We start from the raw sequence: 23264 nt of genomic DNA on the forward strand, positions 1-23264 counted from the left end.
GCGCCCGCTCCCGCCGAGAGCGCCTCCGCAGCCGCGCCCGTCGAGCCGCCGGCGTCCTCCGCGTCCGCCGTCGCGGCCGCCACGCCGCCGCCCTCGGGCGGGGACGAAGCCGCGCCGAAAGCAGGCGCAGGCGCGTCCGAGCCGAGCAAGTCGCCCGCGACGCCCGCGCCCGCTCCCGCCGCGGCGAACGGGACGCTCGTCGCCGTGGCCGTCGGGGGGCCGTGCTCGTTCACCGTGAACGGGTCCTCGAAGGGCAAGTCGTCGTCGATCCGTTTGTCGCTCAAGGCCGGCACCTACTCGGTGACGTGCAAACCCTCGAGCGGCGCTGCGAAGTCGAAGAGCGTGACCGTTCGTCCCGGCGAAACGGCCATGGCCATGTTCAAGCTCTGAAGCGGTTCGGGCAAACGCTCATTTCCGTTCTTACGGGATGGCCCGGCTGCGGGATGGGCGCGTAGCTTGCTTTCGTGGGTGGCGGACGGTGCGGCATCAGGCCCGCACCTCCGGGGCAAGACGGTGAACCATCAAGAAGCGTTGCGGATCGAACCCGACCGTAGCAGCAGCCCACACCTTCCCGATCTGCGCGGGCCGCGGCGCGTGGACGGAGCCGAGAGCCGCGTCGGCCAGCTCCTCGAAGCGCTGCGAAAGCACGAAGGAAGGCACGTCGTGGTCATCCGGGGATATCCGGACCCCGACAGCCTGGCGAGCGCATGGGCCCATCAAAGGCTCGCCGCGAGCGTGGGAATCGAGTGCGACATCGCCCATCTGCCGCTCGTGAGCCGAGCGGAAAATCGGGCGATGGTGAACTTGCTCGATCTGCCACTCGTTCGCGTGACCGCGCCAGAAGACCTCGACCGGTACAGCGCGCTGAGCCTGGTCGACGCGAACTCGATCGAGCTGCCGAGGAGCGCAGGTCTGCCCTGCGTGTCCATCGTGGATCACCACGCCATTCAGGGAAAACCCATCGCGGATTTCGTGGACATCCGGCTCGGCGTGGGCGCGGCGAGCACGATCTACACAGAGTACGTGATCGAGGCGCCGACGCGGGTCCTGGAAAGCGGGGCGATCGCGACGAGGCTCGCGACCGCCCTGGCGTACGGGATCCGGAGCGACACGGACGATCTGCTCCACGCGAGCGCCGACGACCTGCGGGCGCTCGCGAGCATCATCGAGCTCGTGGACACGGACGTGCTGAGCGCGCTGTCGCGGTACGCGATCCCGTCGAGCTCGATGCGGATCATGCGGCGGGCGCTGGAGGCGATGCAGGTGGAGGGGACGTGGGTGTTCGCGGGCGTGGGGCAGGTGCGCTCGCAAGACCGAGACGCGATCGGGCAAGCAGCCGACTTCCTCCTCCGGCGCGAGGGGATCAAGACGGCGATCACGTTCGGCCTGGTCGAAGGGTGGATCGACGGGTCGCTCCGGACGACGGACGCGTCGCTGGATCCGGCGACGTGGCTGCGTGACGCGTTCGGCATCGGCCCGCTCGGGATGCCCTACGGCGGCGGGCGGCGCGGCAAAGGCGGATTCCAGATCCCGCTCGGGCCGCTCGCGGCCTGCCCGAACCAGGACGCGCTCTGGCAGGTTGTCCGGGAAATGATCGAGGACACGATTCGAAAGCGAATCGGCGCGGCGGACGAGGTCGGCTGAGCGAATCGGAGTGTCGGGGAAATCGAGGGCGTCCGGGTCAAACCGGGCGCCCTTCGTGTCCGCGAGGGACGGCGACGAGGGTCGGCTCGCGGGGGTTGTCCTTGGCCGGCTCGACGTCGCGGGGGCTGAATGCCGTCGAGAGCTCGTTCACCAGGGCGAGCGCGTCGAAGGGCTTGGGGAAGACGCGGCGGACGTCGAGGCCCATGATGCGCCGGCGGAGCTCGACGTGCGCCGAGACGACGATGATCACGCTCGGCCGCTCCTCGGGGGGTTTTCCGAGCAAGGCTCGAATGACGCCCACGCCGTCGAGGCGCGGCATCATCAAATCGATGACGAGCGCGTCCACGTGATGCCGCTCGAGCAGCTTGAGGGCCTCGACGCCGTCGGCGGCGATCAAGACGTCGTAGTCCGATACGACCAGGAGGTTGCGCATCGAATAACGAATCTCGTCGTCGTCATCGACGATCAGAACGGTCGGTCGCGAGCGCTTTCCCAATTTCGTGCCCCCCACTGGCAGTGAACCCCTCCGTCCCTAATGAAGCCCACGTCGACGAACGCAAGGTGGTAACCGTGCAGGAGACGACGATCGATTGGGCGGAAGTGATCGCGCGGGCCCCCGATGGGGTGGTCTGCGCGGACGAACGTGGGCGGATCGTGTACGCCAATCCCGCGGCGGAGCGTCTCCTCGGGCGCTCGCCCGGAGAGCTCGTCGGTGAATCGTTCCCCGAGCTCGTGGCGCTGGGCGGAGGGGATGGGCATCGATGGGACGAGGCGACGGCCTGGCCGGAGCGCGCCATCGGGCGTCGAAAGGACGGGACGAACGTGCCGCTCGAGGTGTCGCTCGTTCCGCCCGGGAGCCGCACGTTCGCGACCGCGTTCGTGCGCGACCTGTCGGCGAGTGATCGTTCGGTCACGACGAAGCTGCTCACCGCCGAGCGCGAGTCGTTCTTGTCGATGGCCGCGCATCAGCTCCGCGCGCCGATCCAGCCCGTGCTGAACTCGCTCCGGACGATCGAGCGCGCGCTCGCGCTCGGCAAGGCGCCGCCCGATGGGACGATGGCGCGCGCGCTCCGGCAAACGCTCCGGCTCGGGCGGCTCGTGGACGCGATCCTGAGCGACGCCGCGGCGATCGAGCGAGGGACGCTGGAGGTGCACGTGTCGGCCTTCGATCTCGCGGTCTTCACGCGCGACGTCGTGGAGGACTTCCGCCTGGCCGCGCCGACGCAGCGGATCGAGTACCACGGACCCGGCGACGGAGTGCCCGTGGTGTCCGATCCGGATCGGGTGCATCAGATCCTGATCAGCCTCATCGACAACGCGATGAAGTACTCGGGGCGGCAGCGCGTGGTGACGGTGGAGGTCGAAGGGACGGAGTCGCGCGTCAGGGTGCGCGTGATCGATCAGGGGATCGGGATCCCCGCGGCGGAGCAGGCCAGCGTGTTCGGCAAGTTCTACCGCGGCTCGAACGTGCCGAGCTCGGCGAGCGGGCTCGGTGTGGGTCTTTTTCTCGCGCAAGGGCTCGCGAAGCGGCTGCACGGGAGCTTGACGGTCGCGAGCGAGGTGGGGCGAGGGAGCGCCTTCTCGCTGGTGCTGCCGAGGCACTGGCCGGAGGGCCCAAGCGTGGCGGCGACCCATCGGGGGAACCACGATGAAAGCCGCCCGCCGCATTGAGCCGAGCTACGAGGCGCTCGCCGCGAGGCTCGCCGGGGCCCAGGAGGAGAACGAGCGCCTCCGCCGGGAAAACGAGCGGCTCGCGCAGGAGCGCGCGGCGCGCGAGGCCGCCGCGGAGGAGGCGCGGCTCGAGCTCGGGACGTTCTTCGCGCTCGTCGCGCACCAGCTCAAGAACCCGCTTTTGCCGCTGGAACTCTCGCTCACGACGATCGCGCGGGCGCTCGAGCGAGGCACGAGCGTGCCGCCCGACACGTTCCCGCGGACGATGCGGCAAGCGCGCAGGCTGGGTCGCTTGATCGACGCGCTGCTCGTGGATCTGCCCCGCATCGAGGACGGATCGCTGCGCGTGGCGGCGCTCTCGTTCGACCTCCGAGAGCCGGTGCGGCGGGCGGTGGGCGAGGCGAAGCTGATGCTGGAGTCCCGGACGTTTTCGCTGCACGAGCCCGCTTCGCCGGTGCGCGTGCGGTGTGATCCGGAGCGGGTGGAGCAGATCGTGGTGTCGCTCGTGGAGAACGCGGTGAAGTACTCGCCGCCCGAGGCGCCGATCTCGGTGCGGGTGATCTCCGAGGACCAGGCGACCGCGATGGTGGTCGTGGAGGACCGGGGGATCGGCATCCCGGCGCGCGAGCTCGGCCAGGTGTTCACGAAGTTCTATCGGGGTTCCAACGCGCCGAGCTACCTGTACCGCGGGCTGGGTGTAGGTCTGTACCTGGCACACCACCTCGCGACGCTCTGCCGAGGCCGTTTGTCGGTCGAGAGCGTGGAGGGGCAGGGGACGATCTGTCGGCTGTGCATCCCGCTCGAATCGTGATCACGCGCCTCGACCGTGCGTGCCGTGCTCAGGCCGCGTGGCGCGGCCGTTGCTGAGAGCGCGTGGCGATGCACGAAGATCCTCACAAGTCGGAAATGGGCGGCGCGCACCTCAACGGTCACGGGACCGGGGCCGCGCGGATGGTTCGTCAGGTGAAACGTGCCGACGACAAGCTGGTCGCCTTCGTCGAGGAGCGGCCGCTCGTCGCGCTCGGAGTGGCGCTCGCGTTCGGGTACGTGCTCGGCCGCGTGATGACGCGTCAGGGATGAGAACGGAGGGGTTCATGGTTGGCGAGAGACAGCAGAGCGGCACGACGGAACAAGGGGCGGACAAGGGTCCGCTCGCGGCGCTCGGGGGCGTCGATCCGAACGAGGTGCTCACGATGGTGAGCAACGTGGCCCGGGCGAACCCGCACGCGGCGCTCGCAGGCGCGGTCGCGGTGGGCTTTCTGCTCGGCGGCGGCCTGACCCCGCGGCTGGTCGGCGCGGCGGCGCTGTTCGCGGCGCGGCGTTATTTCCGCGCGACCGTGGAGGAGACGCTCTCCGGGCTCGAGCACGGGCTCGCGGAGCGGATCGGAAGCGCTGGGGCGCGCTGAGCGCCCGAACGGCGAGCAAGAGTGGGGGACGCGAGGCGTTCCCCCCTCGGGCCGAGCTCAGGGCTCGGTCTCCTGCCGCCGCACGAAGCTCGCGCCGCGCGCCTCGAGGAGGCGCTCGACGGCGCCGGCCGCCGCAGGCGAGGCGCGGACCGCGACGAGCGAGCCGCCCATGCCGACGGCATCATCGAGCAGGCGCGCCTCGAACTCCGGGTGACGCGCTCCCAGGATCCCACCCACAGCCACGCCGAGCGCGCCGATGACACCGGCGCCCGCCGCCGCCGCGACGACGGGGCCCGCGAGGACGGAGCCGGTCGCGGGCACGACGAGCGAGCCCGCGGCGCCGAGCGCGCCCACGATCGCGCCGAGCAGCCCGCCCATCGCAGCGCCGATCGCGGCGCCCTCCGAGGCCTTGCTGCCGAGGTGGAGGCCGAGGTCGCCTCGATGGCCGACGTGCTTGGGGATGACGCTGACGTCGCCGGGCAGGACGCCGAGCGAGGCGAGCTCGGCGAGCGCGCCTTCCGCGTGCGCGCGTTCGAAGAAGAAAGCGATGAGGATCTCGTGTTTCATGATGGATCTTCGGCCGCGTGAGGGACGCGGCGCGCGGTCGTCGTTGCCAGGCCTCCTGCGCGGACGAACCGCGCGGGAGCCGCAAAGCCTCGAAGCGTGCAAACCGTGCACGCAGCGCGTACACGGTTCGCACGTCGAGGTGTGTGGAGCGCGCCACGAACGCGGGCGCGCGCCTCGGCGCTAGCGGTTCTGGCCCACCTCGTTCGAGGTGGCGAACGAGCGCTCGCGGACCTGGCTGGCGGCCGACTCGAGCTCGCCCCGGACGCGTCCGGCGGCGAAGCGCGCGCGATCCTTGACCCGGTCGGCGCCCTGGCGGAGCCGCTCCCGGGTCTCTTCGCCCGAGCGCGGCGCGTAGAGTAGGCCGATGCCCACGCCGAGGGCCACGCCGATGCCGACCCCGAGCGAAGCAGGCAGGAGCCAGCTCCCCGAGGTCTTGCGCTCGTAAGGGAACGAATCCGACAAACGCTGGATGAAACCGTAGTTCTTCATCGTGCAGGCTCTCCGTCGGGGATGGATCGAAGCCTCACGTGGGAGCGCGGAGCGCGAGGCCGCTGTGGCGACCCGGAGCTCCGCGCGGACAACGAACCACGTGAAGGCCCGATCGAATCCGCGTGGGAGGCGCCAGGCAGCGCGCATGCCACGACGGGAGCGGGCAGGGGGAGCGCACACGGCGCCGCGAGGATGTCCGCGGCGCCGCGCGAGGGGACGAAGCGAGAACGCGGGAGCTACTTGCAGAAGCCGTCGATGCAGATCTTGCCCGACGCGCAGGCGAGCCCGGCCGTGGGATCGCACTCGTTTCCGAGGTTACTGTTCGAGCCGCAGACCTGGTGCTCGCCGGACATCGTCGAGACGGGCTTGCAGACGTCGAACGACGGCAGGTTGTTGCAGGCGTTGTCGTTCGGCGGGGCGCACGAGATGTAGCAGGCGTGGTGCAGGCAGATGGAGCCTGCGGCGCAGGCGTCCTGCACGCCATCCTGGTTGCAGTAGAAGGCGGCCGTCTGGTTCGGGATGCAGCCGTTCTCGACCCACACGTGGCCGGGCGGGCAGGTGCCCATGTCGCTGCGCGGGACGCACGCGCCGTCGACGCAGACCTGATCGGCCGAGCCGCAGTCGTTCGTGATGGTGCAGGGCTCGGCGGGCACGGTGCAGACGCCGAGGACCGGGTCGCAGGTGTAGCCGCCGTCGCAGTCGGCGTCGTCGCTGCACGCCGGGGTGCATTTGCCGTCGACGCACTTGTTGTTCGCCGGGCACTGGGTCTGGTCCGTGCACTGATCCGCGGGCGCGGTGCAGACACCGCTCACGCACGCGTAGCCCGCGCCGAGCGCGCTGCAGTCGGCGTCCGTGCCGCACGCCGCGGGGTTCTGCGGGACGCACTGCGAGGCCTCGCAGGCGTAGCCGTAGATGCAGCCGACGGTGTCGCAGGTGCCCGGCTGGCAGGTGCCGTCGGGCGCGCAGGTCTCACCCATGGGGCAGTCGTCGGGGTTGCCGCACCAGGTGACCGAGCCGCCGCCGGTGCCTCCGGTGCCGCCGGTCCCGCCCGTGCCGCCGGTCCCGCCTGTGCCACCCGTGCCACCCGTGCCACCCGTGCCGGGCTGGCAGCTCGCGTCCGTGCCCGTGACCACGCACGTAAAACCTTCGGAGCAGCCCCAGACCGTGCAGTCGCCCGGGTGGCACTGGTTGTCGTTGCCGCACGTCTCGTTCAGGCCGCAGTCACGCGAGTCCCTGCAGCCTCCATTCGAGCAATCCCCGGAGGTGCAGGGGCCTTCGTTCCACTCGCCGTCGTCGTCGTAGATGGGACAGCCTGCGAGGAACGTCGCCATCATGCCGATGAAGCCCAGCAGAGAAAGTCGCTTCATACCGTCTCCCGAAAAGCACCAACCACGGAGCGAAGAGCGCGCCCGAGCCGTGACGAAGGCCAGGGCAACAGGGGGAGCCTAGCAACCCGCATGCCCTGCACAAGGCCGCGCGATCGCGGCGGTTTTTAGCTTCGGGAAGGGAGAACGGGCGCGCCGCGTGGGGCGGATCGTGAAAGGGCGTTCACGATCGGCTGTGGCATCCAGGATCCGCCGGGCCGGGCGCGTAGGATCCACGGGCCGCGCACGTCGAAGAGTGGAGCAGGACGGGTCAAGCGCGGTAGAAGTAGGGAGCCTGATGCGCCGCGGCGCCGGTCCGTGCGGCCGTTGCGTCCCGGTGCACAAAGAGGAAAGCTGCCAAGTTCCCCATGGAAGTCACCTGCGAGCGCTGCGGCACGGTGTACGACTTCGACGACGCCCTCGTCTCCGAGCGCGGCACCTCCGTCAAGTGCACGACATGCGGGCACCAGTTCAAGGTGCGTCGCGCATCCGTGGGGACCGTCCCCGACACGTGGGTCGTTCGCACCGTCGACGGGCGCGAGATCGAGTTCTCCGCCCTGCGCGAGCTCCAAGGCGCGATCCACGACGGGAAGGTGACCCGCGAAGACGTGCTCTCCCGCGGGAGCAGCCGGCCGCGCAGGCTCGGTTCGATCGCCGAGCTCGATCCGTTCTTCAACCGCATCGGCATGACCGTGCCCGGCACCGGGACGACGCCGCCGCCGCCGGCCGCCCGGACACGGACGAGGACGCCCGCAGGCCTCGGCGGCGGGACGGCGCAGCCGCCGCGGCAAGAAGGATCGGTCGTGTTCGCGTTGCCCGGGCGCCAGCAGCAGGCCCAGGCGGCCGCGCCCGCGCCTCAGCCCGCGGCGGCGTCGCGGCGTGGGTCGGTGCGCCCGCCCGCGGCGGCCGGGGCGGACAAGGGCTCGGAGATGCCGGCGCTCACACCGCCGCGCGTGCCGGGCGGGCTCGAAGAGCTGAACACGATGGATGTGGTCGAGGCGCCGGTCTCGACGCGGAGCAACGGTGGCTTCGGTTCGCCGCCGCCGATGCGCGCGCCTTCGGGTTCGGGGTCGGACGAGCGCGGAGGGACCGTGGAGCGGATCAGCGCGCTGCCGCCGCCTCCGCCGCCGCCACGCAAGCAAGCGGGTTCGTCGCCGATGTTCCCGTCGCCGCCCGCGGAAGGGCCGCCGTTGCCGCGAAAAACCGCGGCGTCCGCGCCGATGTTTCCGCCGCCGGAGGCGCCGCCGCCGCCGCGAAAAACCGCGGCGTCCGCGCCGATGTTCCCGCCGCCGGAGGCGCCGCCGCCGCCGAAAAAGGCGACGCCGGAGCCGCCGGCCGTGCAGGACGCGGGGCCTTCGAGCGGCGAGGATCCGACGCTCATGATGGAGCGGCCGCCGACGAGCGATGGGCCGACGCTGATGATGGATCGTCCGCCGCAGATCACGGCGGCGAAGTCCGGGTCGGCCACGCCCGCGCCGCCGAAGGTCGGTCCCGCGAAGCCGATCTCCTCGAAGACGCCGTCGGCGAAGACGCCGTCGAGCGGGCCCACGTCGCTGCCGCCGTCGTCGGCGCTCCTCCACAACGACGACGTGCTCTCGGTGTCGGGCGTGCCGCCGCGCCGCCCGCATGCGGGGCGCTGGATCGTGGGTGTCTTGCTGCTCGGCGCGGGCGCGCTCGGCGCGGTGATGGTCGGGCGCGAGTACCTGCCGAAGGGGAGCGGAGCAGCGGCGCCGACGCAAGGCGACGCGCGGCTCGGGACGTTGCTCGAGCAAGGAGATCGTGACCTGCGGGATGGCGATCTCGACGCGGCGAACGAGTCGTACGTGAAGGCGAGCGCGATCGCGGACGCGGATCTGCGCGTGACGGTGCGGCTCGCGCGCCTCGCGGCCGTGCGCGCGGACGTGGCGTGGCTCAAGGTGCGGCTCTTGCCCGCGTCGGATCCGGATCTGGCGAACGCGCGGCGTGAGCTCGATCTCGTGGTGGGGCGCGCGAAGCAAGCGGCGGAGCGGGCGCAGTCGATCGCGGCGGCCGACGCGGACGTGACGCGCTGTCGGATCGACGCGCTTCGCATCGCGGGAGATGTCGACGGAGCGCGGAAGCTCGTCGCGACGCTGCCGAAGTCGACCCCGCAGGCGAGCGACGAGCTGCTGTTCGCGACGCTCGATCTGGCCGAGGCCGCGCCGGTGTGGGCGACGGTGATCGAGCGGCTGAAGGCCGCGGCGCGGGACGAGCAGAACCTCGGGCGCGCGCGGTCGATGTTGATCTATGCGCTCGCGCGGTCGGGCGATGTGGCCGGCGCGAAGGCCGAGCTCGAGCGGCTCGCGGCGATGCCGAGGCCGCATCCGCTCGTGGCGTCGCTCCGCTCGTTCGTGGCGAGCGCCGAGGGCGCGAAGAAGCCGGAGAACGAGGCCGCGAGCCTCAAGGTGGGGGCGGGGGACGACGCGCTGAAGACCGTGACCGAGGCGATCGAGAAGGGCGAGCTCGACAAGGCCGAGCCGCTCTTGAAGGAGCTCGCGGAGAAGACGCCGAAGGACGCGAAGGTGCTGAAGGCGCAGGGGGATCTCGCGCAGAAGAAGCGCGACCGGGCCGCGGCGATCCGGTTCTACGAGCAGGCGGTGGCCGCGGACGGCACGCTGCTCGACGCGGTCGCGGCGCTCGCGGATCTCCGGTGGGAGAACGGCGAGCGCATGACGGCGAGCACGCTCTATCGGAAGATCATCGAGAAGGGCGGCGACGCGAACCCGCACACGAAGCGCGCGAAGGAGCGGCTCGCCAAGTTCGCGGATTCCTGGGAGCCCTGATGAAAAAGCGGCGGGACCGAAGGGTGCGTCTGGGGGCGATCGGCGTGACGCTCGGAGCGGCGCTCGCGATCGCGGGCGCTGGCTGCGAGGGGAGGCCGCGGAGCACGACGAACGCGCGTGTTTCGCCGGCGCTCACGGGGCCGGCGGTGGTCGAGATCGATCTGTCGCGCGGGGCGCCCGAGTCGTCGCAGGGCGGGCTCTTCGGCTCGCCGCGCGGGCGCACGCACGCAGAGCTCGTGCAGGTGATCGGCGCGGCGAACGAGCGCGAGACGACGAAGGGGTTTTTCGTGAAGCTCGGGACCGCAGGGCTCGGGCTCGCGCGCGCGAACGAGGTCGGGCGCCTGCTCGCGTCGATCCGCAAGGCGAAGAGGCCCGTGGTTTGTCACGCCGACGATCTCGGCAACGCGACGCTCTTGCTCGCGTCCATGGGCTGCGATCGGGTCTGGGTGAGCCCGGCCGGGGGCGTGGAGTCGGTGGGCATCGCGGCGGAGCTCGTGTTCGGCCATCGCCTGCTGGAGAAGCTCCACGTCGAGGTGAACTTCCTCCAGGTCGGGAAATACAAGGGGGCGCAGGAGCCGTTCACGCGCGACAGCGCGAGCCCCGAGGCGAGGCAGTCGGTCGAGGGCGCGCTGCGCGGGCTGCGAGCGTCATGGCTGTCGGCGATCGCGGAGGGGCGGGGCAAACCCGAGCTCGCGGACGTCGTGGAGGATGGGCCGTTCCCGCCGGACGAGGCGAAGGCGAAGGGGCTCGTCGACGAGGTCGGCTACGCGGACGAGGCGCGCGAGGAGGCGAAGAAGCTCGCGGGCGCGGAGCGCGTGAGCGTACGGTTCGGCGGAGGCGCGTCGCCGGAGCCGGTGTCGGGCGGGATCATCGACGTGATCCGCGTGCTCGCAGGGCCGGGCTCGGGCGGAGAGCCGCACGTGGCGATCGTGCCCGCGACCGGGGCGATCTCGATGGGTGGCGCGCCGTCGTCGCCGCTCGGCGGGAGCGATGGGATCAACGAGCGTGATCTCGGCAAGACGATCGCGCGGCTGGAGAAGGACGAGTCGACGAAGGCGGTGGTGCTGCGGATCGACTCGCCCGGCGGATCGGCGCTCGCGTCGGATCTCCTGTGGAAGCGGCTGATGAAGCTGCGCGGGGACAAACCGCTCGTCGTGTCGGTCGGAGGCATGGCCGCGAGCGGCGGGTACTACCTGGCCTGCGCAGGGACGAAGATCGTCGCGGAGCCAACGAGCATCCTCGGGTCGATCGGCGTCGTGTCGGGCAAGCTCGCCGTGGGCAAGACGCTCGAAGAGATCGGCGTGACGACCGAGACGATCGCGGCCGCGCCCGATCCGGTGAAGGCGAAGCGCGCGACGTACATGTCGCTGTTCCAGGGGTGGGACGATCCGACGCGGCAGAAGGTGCTCGGGTCGATGCAGTCGATCTACGATCTGTTCGTCCGGCGCATCTCGGAAGGGCGCGGGATGGCGGTCGAGAAGGTGGCCGAGAGCGCCGAGGGCCGGATTTTCGGCGGCGTCGAGGCCAAGGAGAGGGGCCTCGTCGACGAGCTCGGCGGGCTCGTGGACGCGGTGACGCTCGCGCGAAAGCTCGCGCATCTGCCGGACGATGCGCCGGCCGAGGTGGTGGGCGAGGGTGGGGGGCTCCTGGATCTCCTGGAAGCGTCGGAGAACGGTGAGGCGGGCGCGGCGCAGGAGAGCGCGGCGGCGAAGGCGGCGCGGCAGGCCGCCGTGGACGCTCTCTTGCCCGAGGTGGGCGCGCTTCTGCCCGAGGTCGCCCGGTATCTGGGGTCGATGGCGCCCCTTCTCTCGGGCGAGCGAACGCTTGCGGCCATGCCGTTCGGCCTGATCGTGCGTTGAGCTCACCGCTCGTCCGCGGCCTCTGATAGCCTGGCCGCGCCCTTCCATGAGCTCATCGGCCCATTTCTCCGCGACGGATGAAGACGCCGCGCCGGTCGCGCGGCGAGCCACCATGCCGCCGCCCGAGCTCGCCGATCGGCCGGCGCCCACCTCGGCAGGTTCGCTCGTGCTGGAGGCAAACCGCACGGAAGAGCCGATCCTGCGGCATCACGGGCCGCGCGCCGAGTTTGCCTTCCTGCGCGGCGCGGTCGCGCGTTGTCGCGACGCCGGCGACGCGGCGGGCGAGCGCGAGGCCGCGAAGGCGCTGGCGCAGCTGCTCGCGTCGCGCGAGACGGAGCTCGATACGGCCGTGAACACGGCGCGGCGCGCGCTCGAGCTCGGCGAGGACGATGCGCTGCGTTCGGAGCTCGCCGAGTGGCTCGCGGGTCTCGGCGAGCCGGTCGCGGCAGCGGAGGTGCTGCGCGCGTCGGTGCATCCGGCGCGGCCCGCTTCGTCGGCGCAGACGCTCTTGAAGATCGCGGTGCTGCTCGCGCGAGGCGCCGATCCGAAGGGCGCGGCGGCGGCGCTGAAGGAGGCGGCGGCGCTCGATTCGAGCCAGCCCATGCCGCTCGAGCTCATCGGCACGATCGCGGCCTGGGCGCACGAAGCGATCCCGAAGGCGGACGCGGCGGCGGGGTATTTGACGGCGGCGGCGCGGCACGAGGCGCTCGAGGACGCGGACAGCGCGCTCGAAGATCGGCTGCGCGCGTTCGAGATCGCGCCCGAAGACGAGATGGCGGCGAACACGATGGTCGACGCGCTCGCCGCGCGAGGCGCGGCGGGAGCGGCCGACGAGGCGCTGCGTGATCACGCGCTCGCCGCCTTCCAGACGAACCGGTACCGCGCGCGCCAGGTGCACCTGCGCCGCGTGTCGCGGGCCCTCGACGAGGGGAACGCGGCGCGCGCGATCGCTGCCGTGCTCGACGCGGGGATCGTGGCCGAGGTCGAGAGTGATCTCGGGCTCCTCGCGGATCGCGCCGTCGCGCTCGCGTCGCTCGACGGGATCGCCTCGGTGCGGCGCGAGCTCCGGCAGAAGGGCGGCAGCATCGCGTCGATCGCCGCGCGCGCGAAGGGCACGGAGGTCGCGGCGGCGGCGCTGCTCCAGGCGACGCTCGGCGCGTCGAAGGAGCGCGAGCGCGCCGACGCGCTCGTGCAGATCGCGGCCGAGACGAGCGGAGAGATCAGCGCGAGTCTGCTCGCGGTGGCCGCAGAGGGCTACCTCGGGCTCGGGCACGCGTCGCTCGCGCGGAGGACGGCCGAGGACGCGTGCCTCACGGACCCCACGTCGGCGCGGGCCCTCTCGGCGCTGGCGAGGGCGACGATCGCGCTTCCCGATCTCGACGCGGCGATGGCGGTCGAGGGCGGCGCGTCGACGATGCTGATCCGCTCGTCGCTCTGCGAGGGGCTCGCGAAGTCGTTCGAGACGGTCGGGGAGATGGCGCTCGCCGTGACGTGGACGCAGCGATGGCTCGCGCTCCGCCCGGGTTGCCCGGAGGCGATGCGCGAGCTCGTGCGGCTCGCGTCGCAGGCGTACGATCCGGATCGGCTGGAGGACGCGCTCGGGTGGGTGCTCGCGCAGCCGCGGCCCCTCGACGACATGGCGAGCCTCTTCGGCGACGCGCTGTCGCTGCTCTTCGAGCTCGACGCGCCGCGGGCGATCGACGTCGGGAGACGCGCGCTCGACATGTACGGGCCGCGCGTGCCGGGGCTCCGAGGTCGGCTGCTCGCGATGAGTGATCGCGCGGGGGACGCGGCGCTCGGCGTGGTGCTGCTCGAACGGCTCGTGTCGGCCGACACGAAGAACGAGCGCACCATCGAGCGGCTCTTCGATCTGGCGCAGCGGCGCGCGGCGGCGGAGGACTGGGACGGGGCGGCGGCGGAGCTCGCGCGCGCCGCGGAGAAGGGCGCGGAGTCGCGGCACCTGCACGAGCACCTCGACGCGCTCGACGACAAGATGCAGCAGAGCGGCGCGTCGCTCGGCTCGGATGGGCTCGTCTCGTTCGTCGAGGCGCGGGTGCGCGCGCTCGGGGATCTCGTGGATGGGCCGGAGCAGTCGGCCCTCGAGAACCTGTCGAGCGGGCTGCGGGATCTCGGGGCCGTGCGCTGGGATCTCGCGCAGGATCCGGCAGGCGCGGAGGACGCGTTCTGGCGAGCCGCGGTGGCTGCGCCGCGCGGCGGGATGGAGCGGTACGCGCGGGACCTCGTGAGCTTCGCGGGCCCCGCGGCCGCGCTCGACGCGATCGTGCGGCGCTCGGAGACGCTCGCGAACGAGCCGCGCAGGCGCGCGAGCCTGCTCATCGAGGCGGCCAACCTGGCCGTCGCGAACGGGCTGCCGAAGCGCGCGCTCGAGATCGGCGCGAGCGCGATCCAGATCGATCCGTCGCGCGCCGAGGCGGTGGCGGTCGTCGAGCGCTCGTCCGCCGTGGAAGGCGGGATCGACGTTCTCGATCGCACGTACGACGTGCTCGCCGCGGCCGCGCTCGGTTGTTACGGAAGGCGCGCGGCGCACTATCGCGGCGCGCGTCAGCTCGAACGGCGAGGCGCCATCGAAGCGGCGCTGCGCCACGCCGTCGCGTGCTTCGAGGCCGTCCCCTCCGAGGGCACGTCGTACGTCTTGATGGCGCGCCTCGCGGAGCGCGGCGGCAACCCCACCGAGGCGATCCGCGCGATCGAGCGCGTCGCCGAGGCGGCCGAGGGAGGCGCGCGGGCCGCGTGGCTCAAGCGCGCCGCCTTGCTCGCGAAGGCCGCGGGCGAGGGCAGCCGCATGCGCTTCGACCTGCTCCTGCGCGCCCTCTCGGCGCGGCCGGACCTCGGGACCGTCGAGGAGATCGGCGAGACGCTGCGCAAGCTCGTCACCTCCGTGAGCCACGTCGGGCCGCTCGTCGCCCGCTTCGAGAGCACGGCCCTCGCCGCGCTGAAGCGCACCGACGGGCCCGACGGCGCGCGCGTGGCCGTGGCCCTCGCCAAGGTCGCGTTCAGCGCGCTCGACGCGCACGCGCTCGGGCTCTCGCTTCTCGAGCGCGCTGTGGCCGCGGACGGCGACATCGACGAGTACGACACGCTCGTCGAGCTCGCGCCCGTGGCCGCGGCGGGCGACGCAGCGGCGACACGTGCCTTCCTCGAATCGCTGCTGCAAGCCGTCGCCAAGCCTTACGCGAGCGTGGGCGTCGCGCTCCTCCGCCTCGGCGGGAAGCTCGCGCATGCGGTCGGCGATCCGCTCGTCACGGGCACGCTCCTCGTGCAGGCGGCGCGCCGCGCCCCGGAGGACGAGCTGCTCGTGAGCGACGCCGACGCGGCCGTGTTCGCCTCGGGCGATGCGGTGCTCGCGCGTGACCTCGACGCCGCGGTCCCTCCCGACGTTCGCCTCGCGGCCCTCTTGCACGTCGCCGAGCGCAGGGAGCGCGAGGGCAACTTCGCCGAGTCCATCGAGACCCTCGAGCGCGCCCTGCGCACGCCGAGCATCACGCCCGAGCAACGCGAGGCCGCGCTCTCGAGCATGCGCCGGCTCTTCGTCCTGTCCGAGCGCGCCAGCGAGGCCGAGGCCGTGCTCGCCTCCGAGCTCGCGCGGCAGGACCTCGGGCCGATGTCCCGCGTGCGCATCGCGGTCGACCTCTCGACCATGCTCGCGGGCCGCGGCGAGGACGCGGCCGCGCTCGACGTCCTGAAGCGCATCCTGCAGGACAGCGAGCCGACCGACGAGCTGCTCGCGACCACGCTGCGCCTCGCGCGCCGCACCGGCGATCGCCCCGCGCAGGTCGCGCTCCTGAACCTCCAGCTCCAGCGCACCGAGGACGCCGTCACGCGCGCCTCCATCCTGCGTGAGCTCGCGGCGCTCCTCGAAGCGCTCGGTGATCACAAGGCCGGCGTCGCCCACCTCAAGGCCGCGAGCGAGCTCGCACCCGACAACGAGGAGGCCCTCGAAGGCCTCGAAGCGCACGCGGCCTCGCAGGGCGATCACGCCGCCGTCGCCGAGATCCTCGGCAAGCGCATCGCCGCCGCGCAGGCGCCCGATCTCCGCCGCACGCTCCGCTTGCGCCGCGCCGCCGTCCTCGAGCAGCGCCTCGGCCGCCTCGAGGACGCCTGCGCCGAGCTCGACGCGCTCCTCGCGGAGACGCCGGACGATCCGAGCGCGCTCCGCTTCCTCGCCGACATCCGCGAGCGCCTCGGATCGCCGCTCCGGGCCGCGCCCCTCTGGCAGCGCCTCGGCGAGCTCTCCGCGAAGACCGACGAGCGCGCCGAGTACGGCATCCGCGCCGCGAACGACTGGCTCGCCGGCGGCAACGCCCAGGCCGCGCGCAACATCCTGGAGAGCATCGCGCCCATCGCCGCGCGTGACGCCGTCATCGAGCTGCGCGTCGCCATCGCTCGTCACCAGGGCGACGCCCGCACCCTCTCCGAGGCCCTCGATCAGCTCGCCACCGCCTCTCGCGAGCCCGCGGACAAACGCGCGAGTTACCTCGTCGAGGCGGCCCGCGCCTCCTCCTCGACCGGCGACGAGGCTACTGCTCTCGACCGCGTCCGCCGCGCCGTCCGCCTCGCTCCGCACTCGGCCGATGCCGTCCTCGAAGCCCGCCGCCTCGAGTACCGCGCGCGCGGCGGCGGCACGCCTCGCGAAGCGCAGCACGCCATCGACGAGCTCATGCGCATCGGCGAGCACCTCACGCCGGAGCAGATGGAGCTCCAGGCGTTCCTCCTCGCCGAGGAGCTCGACGTCATCCAGGGCGGCGGCGCCGGCATGCGCGAGCTCTCGCGCCGGCACGCCGCGTTCGGCCCCGCGCCGCTCATCGCCCTCGGCATGGCCGAGCGCCTCGTGCGCAACAAGAACTTCGACGCCGCCTTGCCCCTCTTCGAGCGCGCCTTGAGCGGCGACCTCCGCGGCCTCCGCAGCCGCGGCCGTGTCGCCCTCGCCGCGGCCGACGCCGCCCTCGCCGCGGGCCAGCTCGAGACCGCCTCGCGCCTGCTCGATACGGCCGCCGTCGAGCCTGACACCCGCCCGATCGCGATGCGCAAGAAGCTCGAGTTCGTCGCGGGGTACGGCGAACCCGAAGCTGCGCGCGCGGCCCTCTTCGACCTCATTCGCCAGAGCGCCGGCCTCGATCGCGCCCGCTTCCTCTACCAGCTCGGCCGCCTCGTCGTCGCCACCGATCCCGACGAGGCCATTCGCCTCTACGCCGACGCCTTCCCCCTCGCGGCCCCCGATCGCAACCTCGCCGCGCAGATCGCCGAGGAGCTCGCGCATGCGCGCAGGCCCCGCCTCATCGTCGAGCCCTCCGAGCCTCCGCCTCCGCCTCCGCCTCCGGCCGCCGCGCCCCTCGGCGACGACGGCCAGAGCCTCGTGTTCGACCTCGACCAGGCGTTCGAGAACGCCTTCGACGACGCCGCGGACGACGACGACGACATCCCCATCCCCCTCGCAGCGAGCGCCATCCGCTCCATGCCGACGGGCCTCCGTCCTCCGCCGCCTCCGGCCGAGAAGCCGCTCCCTGCGCCGATCGTCGAGGAGCCCCCGCCGCCTGCGCAGCCGCGCGCCCGCACCGCGCCGCCGACGCCCGCGCCGGGCGGCGGACCTGCACGCGAGACCGCGCTCTTCGAGCAGCTCATGGCCGGCTCGTACGACGCGGGCGAGCGCCTCGTCGAGCTCTATGGCCCGAGCGCCGAGGCCCGCTCGCGCGACCTCCTCGTCGTGCGCAAGCACCAGGCCTCTTTGCGCCCCGGCGATCGCGCCACGCTCCAGAAGCTCCACGAGGCCGCCCTGCTCGACCGCAACGGCGCCTATGCCCGCGCCGTCGACCACGTCCTCGCCGGCTTCGATCCGGCTGGCCGTGCCGTCGCGCCGCCACCGCTTTCGGCCCTCGCCTCGGCCCCCGAGCTCGTCCTCGCGCTCCTCTTCCGCAACGTCGAAAGCCCCATCAACGAGGCCCTCGCCATCACCTGGGAGACCGGCCGTTACCGCCGCGAGCCGAGCCATTACGGCCTCACCGGCGCCCTCCGCGTCCAGCCCGGCGCCCCCACCGTCCTCGGCGACGTCTGGGGCTCGGTCACGCGTGTCTTCGGCGCCGCGCGCACCCCCCTCTTCCACCGCCGCGCCCCCGCCGGCGCTCCGAACCAGGCCGCCCTCAACGTCCAGGTCGCCCTCCTCGCGCCGCCTGCCGTCGTCCTCGCCGGCGAGATTCGCGAGGAGACCCCCGAGCTTCGTTACCTCCTCGGCGCCTCCATCGCCGGCGCCATGCCCGAGCACGTCCTCGTCCGCCTCCCCGAGGAGCACCTGCGCACCCTCATCGAGGCCCTCCGCGCCGCCTTCGGCCCCGTCGGCCCCACTGGCGGCACCGACCCCGGCGTCGCGCGCCTCGGCCAGGATCTCTGGCAAATCGTCCCGCCCCGTGGGGACCGTCGCCTCCGCGAGATCTTCGCCCAGCCCGACGGCATCACCTACGAGGCCGCCATCGAGAGCGCCCGCCGCGCCGCCCGCCGCGCCGGCCTCTTCGCGAGCGGCGACCTCCCCACGGCGCTGCGCCTCGTCGTCGCCGAGCTCAGGCTCGAGCTCGACATGCCCCTCACGGCCGAGGGCGGCCTCGCGCGGGCTTGCGCGGCGCACCCCGCCCTCGCCGATCTCGTTCGACTCGCCACGCGTAGCGAGTATGCCGAGGCCCGCTTCCGCGCGGCGCCTTCCACCGAAGGGAACAAGAACGGACCGCCGAGCCGCTTCCGTGGCACTTGATGTAGGGGGCTCGTGCGGCGGCTGCTGCGCCGTGCCACGCCCCAGAAGGAGGTGCCCTTGCTCGTCGCTCGTCCGCTCTCGCCCGCCCTCTCGCCTGCGCGTCGGCTCGACCCTCGCAGCGCGCCTCGAAGGCCCGTGCCGGAGGCATTCCAGGACCTGACAGCGCTGTCAGGGGGGCCGCGCCGTCCGTCTTCGTTTGAAGGCCATTTCCTGGGCCTCGGCGCGCTGGCCCGAAGATCGCTTCAGGCTGTTGGGCTCGCCGTGCTCGCTCCGGGTTGCCTGGTCACTGCGGAGCCCGTCACGTACGAGCCGCAGCAGACACCGCCGATCCTCGTCGCCTCGGGCCTCGACCCCGATCCGCGCTCCATCCTGCTCGTGGGCGGCGACCTCGGCTTGCCCGAATTTCCGATTGCCGCGTCGGTGGCCTCCGAGGACGCCGGGGAATCCGTCAAGGCCGCTCTTTACATTGATTACGGATTCGAGAACCCCTTGGAACAGCCCTTCCGGAATATCTTGCCGAATTTCCCGGAGCTACCGGCGGCGACGCTGGCGGACGGGCCACGCCCGCTCGTGGGGGTTCTTTACAAGGTGGGCGTGGTTGCGCTTCAGCCCGGCTGCCATCGCCTGACGCTCGTCGTCACGCATGAATTCGATACCAGGACCGGTTGTCCCAAAGACCTCCGGGATTCGAGCCAGATCACCTGGCATTTCCGGCAATGCGACGTCGGCGACTGTCCGCCGGTCCTGGAGAATTGTCCAACCGCCGAAGTTAGCTGCCCGCTCGATCCCACGGTGGTGACGAGCGACCTGAACGACGCCGGGACCACGGGAGGTTGACCTTGAAACGCGCGTTCTCCTTGACTTCTGCTCTCTTCATGCTAGCGGCCGTGCCCACCCTCTCCGGATGCTTCGCGCTCGGAGGATTCGCCGACGAGGCCGTGAACGCTTGCTCCTCCGACGAGGACTGCGAAGGCGGCGGCGTCTGCGCCAGCGTCGACGGCTTCCAGACCTGCGTCGGCACCAAGGCCGATCTCCCCGGCCTCATCCTCGAAGTGCGCCCCACGGCCGAGGCGAACTCCGGCGCGAACACGCCGTACCTCGTCCCGTTCGGCGGCGAGGGCTTCGTCGACCAGTCGAGCGCGGGCCTCGTCGTCGAGCACGACATCCAGCTCTCGCACGTCGTCGTCTCGCCGATCGAGCTCTACGTCGACTACGACTACAAGGGCTGCCCCCTCTCGCCCGAGGGCAAACTCGAAGCGGACTTCACCTTCTTCCGCGACGCCCAGCACGCGGGCCTGCCCGATCACGAGGCCAAGGCCGTCATCCAGGAGGGCAGCACGGACGCCTACTCCGTCGAGATCCCGCCTGGCATCTACGACGTGCACGTCGTCCCGCGCGCGCCCGCGAACTGCCCCGCGCCTCCGCCGCCGCCCATGTACTACCGCGGCATCGACCTCAACCAGGGCGGCCAGATCGACCTCCACCTCTCCGAGGCGCCGCGCGTCATCTCCGGCAGCATCGCCTTCCCCGAAGGCAAGGACTTGAACGGCTGGTCCATCGAGGTCGTCGAGCCCAAGCACGGCATCCCCGTCTCGCGCACGCAGGTCCTCACCGTCGACCCGCCCCTCGCGCTCTTCACGAAATACAACCTCGAGTACTACTGGGACTTCGGCCAGGAGAGCTCGCCCATCCTCCGCCTCCGGCCGCCGCCCGACGATCCCGACGCGCCGAAGTTCTTCTGGCAGGTCGCCTCGCTCAGCCCGCTCAACCCCGACAACAAGAACATCCAGGCCGACCTCACCCTCATCGACCTCGACGCCGTCGGCCGCAAGGTCACCTCGTACGTCGTCGACGCCCACGACGCCCCCGTCGTCGCGACCGTCTCCTTCCGCAGCCTCGAGCTCTCCGGCAACGCTTCGAACAGCGCCATCTACAGCGCCGTCGTCGACACCGACAACGAGGGCATTTTCACCGCGCTCCTCCCACCCGGGAAGTACCGCGTCACCACGCACCCCACCTTCGACCTCACGAAGGCCGTCACCACCGAGGACGGCTTCGAGGTCCCCGCCGACGGCGACTGCGTCTGTGGCAAGGGTTTTACGGTCCAGGACAAATCCGTCGTCTCCGGCGAGGTCGTCCTGCCGAACGGCACCCCCCTCTCCATGGGCTCGGCCTCCGTTTTTCCTTCGCGAACGCCCGCGCGCCCGTACCTCTCGCGCAGCCTCCTCGCCGACGCGCCGGCCTCGCAGCCGATGTCAACGCCGCTCGGCTTCGCGGGCGAGTTCTCCTTGCTCGCCGATCCTGGCCTCGCCGATCTGCTCGTCGTCCCGCCGCCCGGCTCGCTCTATCCGTGGATCGCGAGCCCGCAGGCGAGGGTCTTGGTCGGCCAGGCCGTCGCGTTCGACACGCTCGTCCTCCCGTATCCCGTCGTGCTTCGCGGCGAGGTCCGTGATCCCCTCGGACAGATCGTGCCGAACGCGACCCTTCGCGCGTGGATGCCCGTCAAGGCATCGGGCACCGAGGAGACCGTGGTGATTCAGATTGCGGAGGGCGCCACGGATTTCAGCGGTCGCTACCAGTTGCCCCTCGCTCCGTCCCTCTCGCTATCGAGGTAGGCCCGCGTGCTTCCACGCGTCTGCGTCCCGGGGGTACACGCTCGCCTCGGTCCGGGATAGGCTGGAGGCGTGGCGGAGTCCGACACCGGTGGTAGGGACGAGGCGGCGCGCGGACGAGGGTCTTCCGAGGACGTGAGCCGCGGGCCCTTGGCCGACAAAGAGAGCGCGCGGATCGACGTCGAGCCAACGTTGCGCCGCCCGACCGATCGGGACCTCGCGGGCGTCCTCCACGAGGTCTCGAACGCGCTCACCGTCGTGCTCGGATGGATCGACCGCGCGCGCGGCGAGATCGACTCTCTCCCCACCGTCGAGGACGCGCTCGCCATCGCGGCGTCACGCGCGCGCCACGCGAGGCAGATCGTCAGGCGCGCGATCGGCGCCGACGTCCCCGACGACGTCCCTGCCTCCGTCGCGTCGATCCTCGCCGAGGCTGCGAAGGGCTGCGAGCCCGAGGCCAAGCGTGGCGGCGTCGAGCTCCGCACCTCGCTCGACCCTGCGCTCGAAGCGGCGCATCTGCCGGGCACCTCCGTCATCTTGCAGATCCTCACGAACCTCCTGCTCAACGCCGTCGCCGTCTCGCCTGCGCGTGGCGCCGTGCTCCTCGACGCGAAGCTCGACGGGCTCGACGACGTCGTCTTCGGCGTGACCGACGAAGGCCCCGGCGTGCCCGTCGAGCGCCGCGCGAACTTGCTCGACGCGGGCGTCACCACGCGCGCGGGCGGCGCGGGCATCGGCCTTCGTTATGCGGCGGCGCTCGCGCGCGAGTCGGGCGGATCGCTCTTGCTCGTGCGGGCCGAGCCTTCTGCGCGCTTCGAGCTTCGCTGGCCTCGGCGCCCCTCCTCGCCGCCGGCGCCGCCGCACTCGGCTCGCAAGCCTGCGATGGTCCTCGCGGGCAAACGCATCCTCATCGTCGAGGACGACGACGCCGTCTTCGACCTGCTCGAGGCGGCGCTCTCGGCGCGCGGCGCGACCATCGTGCATGCGCGCACGCGCGCCGAGCTTGGAGGAGCGCTCCAGACGGGCCCCCTCGACGCGGCGCTCTGCGACCTCTCGCCGTTCGGCGCGGACGTGCACGGCGCGCTCGTGGAGATTCGCGAGACGAACCCATCCGTGCGGATCGTCCTCATCTCGGGCAACGTGCGAGACCTCTCGGGTTTGCCTGCCTCGTTCGAGGTCAAGGCCGTGCGCAAGCCCTTCGAGATCGGCGAGATCGTCGTGGCGCTTACGACCTGATGGGTGTGCTCGACGGCCTCGTGAAAAAAATGGTTGACATTGGGGGCGAAACGGGTAGGTTCCGTCGCCTCGAAGCAAGCGGTTCCGAGCGAAGGTGGCGGAATTGGCAGACGCACTAGCTTGAGGTGCTAGCGGGTAACACCGTGGGGGTTCAAGTCCCCCCCTTCGCACCCCGAAGCGGCCCACACGGGCCGCGAGTCAGAGAAAGTGAAAAGGGCCGGTCACCGTAAGGTGCCGGCCTTTTTCGCGTTTGGGGGTTTCGACATGTCCTTGCGTCTCCTGCGTCCGGCGTCCTGGTTCCTTCCGTTCGCGCTCCTCGCGCTCACCGCCTGCGCGGCGGCCCCGGCGCCCTCGGAGGCCCCGGCCACGGCGGCCGCGTTCGCGGCCGAGCCCGCGCCGCCGCCGCCGCCTCCTGCGGCCACGTCCATGACCCCGTCGCCGGTCACCTCCGACGACCTCCGGACCCCGGACGACGCCCAGATGGAACTGGCGCGCTGGGAGAGCACCTTCCTCAACGTGATGGGCGTGCCGGACGAGGAGAGAAAGTCCTCGGCGGCCGCGGATGCGCGTCCGCAGCCGGAGCCCAAGCGAGCGCCTGCGGGCGTCGCCAAGCCGACCACGCCTGCGCCCGAGGGGATGTCGGCGGCGGGCGGCGACGAGAGCCCCTGCCATGGCGCGTGTCGCGCGTACGCCTCGATGAAGCGCGCCGCCACGCGCCTCTGCGACCTCGCTGGAAAAGAGGACGATCGTTGTGCTGCCGCGCAGGCGCGCATCGATCGCGCGAGCGAGCGGCTCAAGGCGGCTTGCCCGCGGTGTGAAAGCATCCGCGACTAGTCAATTTTCCGACGCTACATTCTC

16 protein-coding genes, 1 tRNA gene and 1 pseudogene are annotated in these 23264 nt (G+C 72.0%); 13 read left to right on the forward strand and 5 right to left on the reverse strand.

Annotation, left to right across the window (positions count from 1 at the left end; translation table 11 throughout):
• Positions 1-284: pseudogene (locus QHF83_RS47035) on the reverse strand (hypothetical protein); the annotation flags it as partial.
• Positions 285-513: 229 nt separating this feature from the next.
• Here QHF83_RS47035 and QHF83_RS47040 point away from each other — a divergent pair.
• Positions 514-1644 carry a hypothetical protein gene (locus QHF83_RS47040; RefSeq protein WP_282424690.1) on the forward strand — a complete coding sequence of 377 codons (1131 nt, stop codon included), beginning with the start codon at positions 514-516 and terminating at the stop codon, positions 1642-1644.
• A gap of 37 nt (positions 1645-1681) precedes the next feature.
• On the opposite strand, the gene QHF83_RS47045 is transcribed toward QHF83_RS47040, so the two are convergent.
• Positions 1682-2155 (reverse strand): response regulator, encoded by a 474-nt coding sequence (locus QHF83_RS47045; protein WP_282424691.1) that lies wholly within the window; start codon positions 2153-2155, stop codon positions 1682-1684.
• A gap of 59 nt (positions 2156-2214) precedes the next feature.
• Here QHF83_RS47045 and QHF83_RS47050 point away from each other — a divergent pair, with 59 nt between their 5' ends.
• The 4 genes from QHF83_RS47050 to QHF83_RS47065 all read left to right on the forward strand — a co-directional run bounded on the left by QHF83_RS47050 (position 2215) and on the right by QHF83_RS47065 (position 4721).
• The gene (locus QHF83_RS47050; protein ID WP_282424692.1) at positions 2215-3315 is read left to right on the forward strand and encodes an ATP-binding protein; all 1101 of its coding nucleotides are present in this window, start codon (positions 2215-2217) and stop codon (positions 3313-3315) included.
• Positions 3293-4126, forward strand: coding sequence for a HAMP domain-containing sensor histidine kinase (locus tag QHF83_RS47055; protein ID WP_282424693.1), 834 nt, complete (start codon positions 3293-3295; stop codon positions 4124-4126). Before QHF83_RS47050 ends, QHF83_RS47055 begins: the two co-directional genes overlap by 23 nt.
• Positions 4127-4194: 68 nt before the next feature.
• Positions 4195-4395: a hypothetical protein gene (locus QHF83_RS47060; RefSeq protein ID WP_272421362.1), complete on the forward strand. Its 201-nt coding sequence runs from the start codon at positions 4195-4197 to the stop codon at positions 4393-4395.
• A 14-nt stretch (positions 4396-4409) separates the two neighbouring features.
• Positions 4410-4721, forward strand: a complete 312-nt coding sequence (locus QHF83_RS47065) for a hypothetical protein (protein WP_272421363.1) — start codon at positions 4410-4412, stop codon at positions 4719-4721.
• A 57-nt stretch (positions 4722-4778) separates the two neighbouring features.
• On the opposite strand, the gene QHF83_RS47070 is transcribed toward QHF83_RS47065, so the two are convergent.
• The 3 genes from QHF83_RS47070 to QHF83_RS47080 form a co-directional block, all read right to left on the reverse strand.
• Complete coding sequence (locus QHF83_RS47070) at positions 4779-5288, reverse strand: hypothetical protein (RefSeq protein ID WP_282424694.1); 510 nt, start codon at positions 5286-5288, stop codon at positions 4779-4781.
• Between the two features lie 180 nt (positions 5289-5468).
• Entirely contained in the window at positions 5469-5777 is a 309-nt protein-coding gene (locus tag QHF83_RS47075) for a YtxH domain-containing protein (RefSeq protein WP_282424695.1), read from the reverse strand.
• 236 nt (positions 5778-6013) lie between these two features.
• The gene (locus tag QHF83_RS47080; protein WP_282424696.1) at positions 6014-7144 is read right to left on the reverse strand and encodes a hypothetical protein; all 1131 of its coding nucleotides are present in this window, start codon (positions 7142-7144) and stop codon (positions 6014-6016) included.
• A 365-nt stretch (positions 7145-7509) separates the two neighbouring features.
• On the opposite strand from QHF83_RS47080, the gene QHF83_RS47085 reads away from it, so the two are divergent.
• The 8 genes from QHF83_RS47085 (at position 7510) to QHF83_RS47120 (ending at position 23240) form a co-directional block, all read left to right on the forward strand.
• Positions 7510-9942, forward strand: a complete 2433-nt coding sequence (locus QHF83_RS47085) for a zinc-ribbon domain-containing protein (RefSeq protein ID WP_282424697.1) — start codon at positions 7510-7512, stop codon at positions 9940-9942.
• Entirely contained in the window at positions 9942-11801 is a 1860-nt protein-coding gene (sppA, locus tag QHF83_RS47090; protein WP_282424698.1) for a signal peptide peptidase SppA, read from the forward strand. The genes QHF83_RS47085 and sppA overlap by 1 nt, the downstream gene beginning before the upstream one ends.
• 46 nt (positions 11802-11847) lie before the next feature.
• Complete coding sequence (locus QHF83_RS47095; protein ID WP_282424699.1) at positions 11848-18558, forward strand: hypothetical protein; 6711 nt, start codon at positions 11848-11850, stop codon at positions 18556-18558.
• Positions 18559-18819: 261 nt separating this feature from the next.
• Positions 18820-19395: a hypothetical protein gene (locus QHF83_RS47100; protein WP_282424700.1), complete on the forward strand. Its 576-nt coding sequence runs from the start codon at positions 18820-18822 to the stop codon at positions 19393-19395.
• Positions 19396-19397: 2 nt separating this feature from the next.
• Positions 19398-21173: a carboxypeptidase-like regulatory domain-containing protein gene (locus QHF83_RS47105; protein ID WP_282424701.1), complete on the forward strand. Its 1776-nt coding sequence runs from the start codon at positions 19398-19400 to the stop codon at positions 21171-21173.
• Positions 21174-21242: 69 nt separating this feature from the next.
• Positions 21243-22406 (forward strand): ATP-binding protein, encoded by a 1164-nt coding sequence (locus QHF83_RS47110; protein WP_282424702.1) that lies wholly within the window; start codon positions 21243-21245, stop codon positions 22404-22406.
• 88 nt (positions 22407-22494) lie between these two features.
• Positions 22495-22576 (forward strand) — tRNA-Leu (locus tag QHF83_RS47115).
• 94 nt (positions 22577-22670) lie between these two features.
• Positions 22671-23240 carry a hypothetical protein gene (locus tag QHF83_RS47120; RefSeq protein ID WP_282424703.1) on the forward strand — a complete coding sequence of 190 codons (570 nt, stop codon included), beginning with the start codon at positions 22671-22673 and terminating at the stop codon, positions 23238-23240.
• Positions 23241-23264 lie beyond the last annotated feature (24 nt).

Source organism: Polyangium sp. 15x6 (genome assembly GCF_029960785.1).
GTDB lineage: Bacteria > Myxococcota_A > Polyangia > Polyangiales > Polyangiaceae > Polyangium.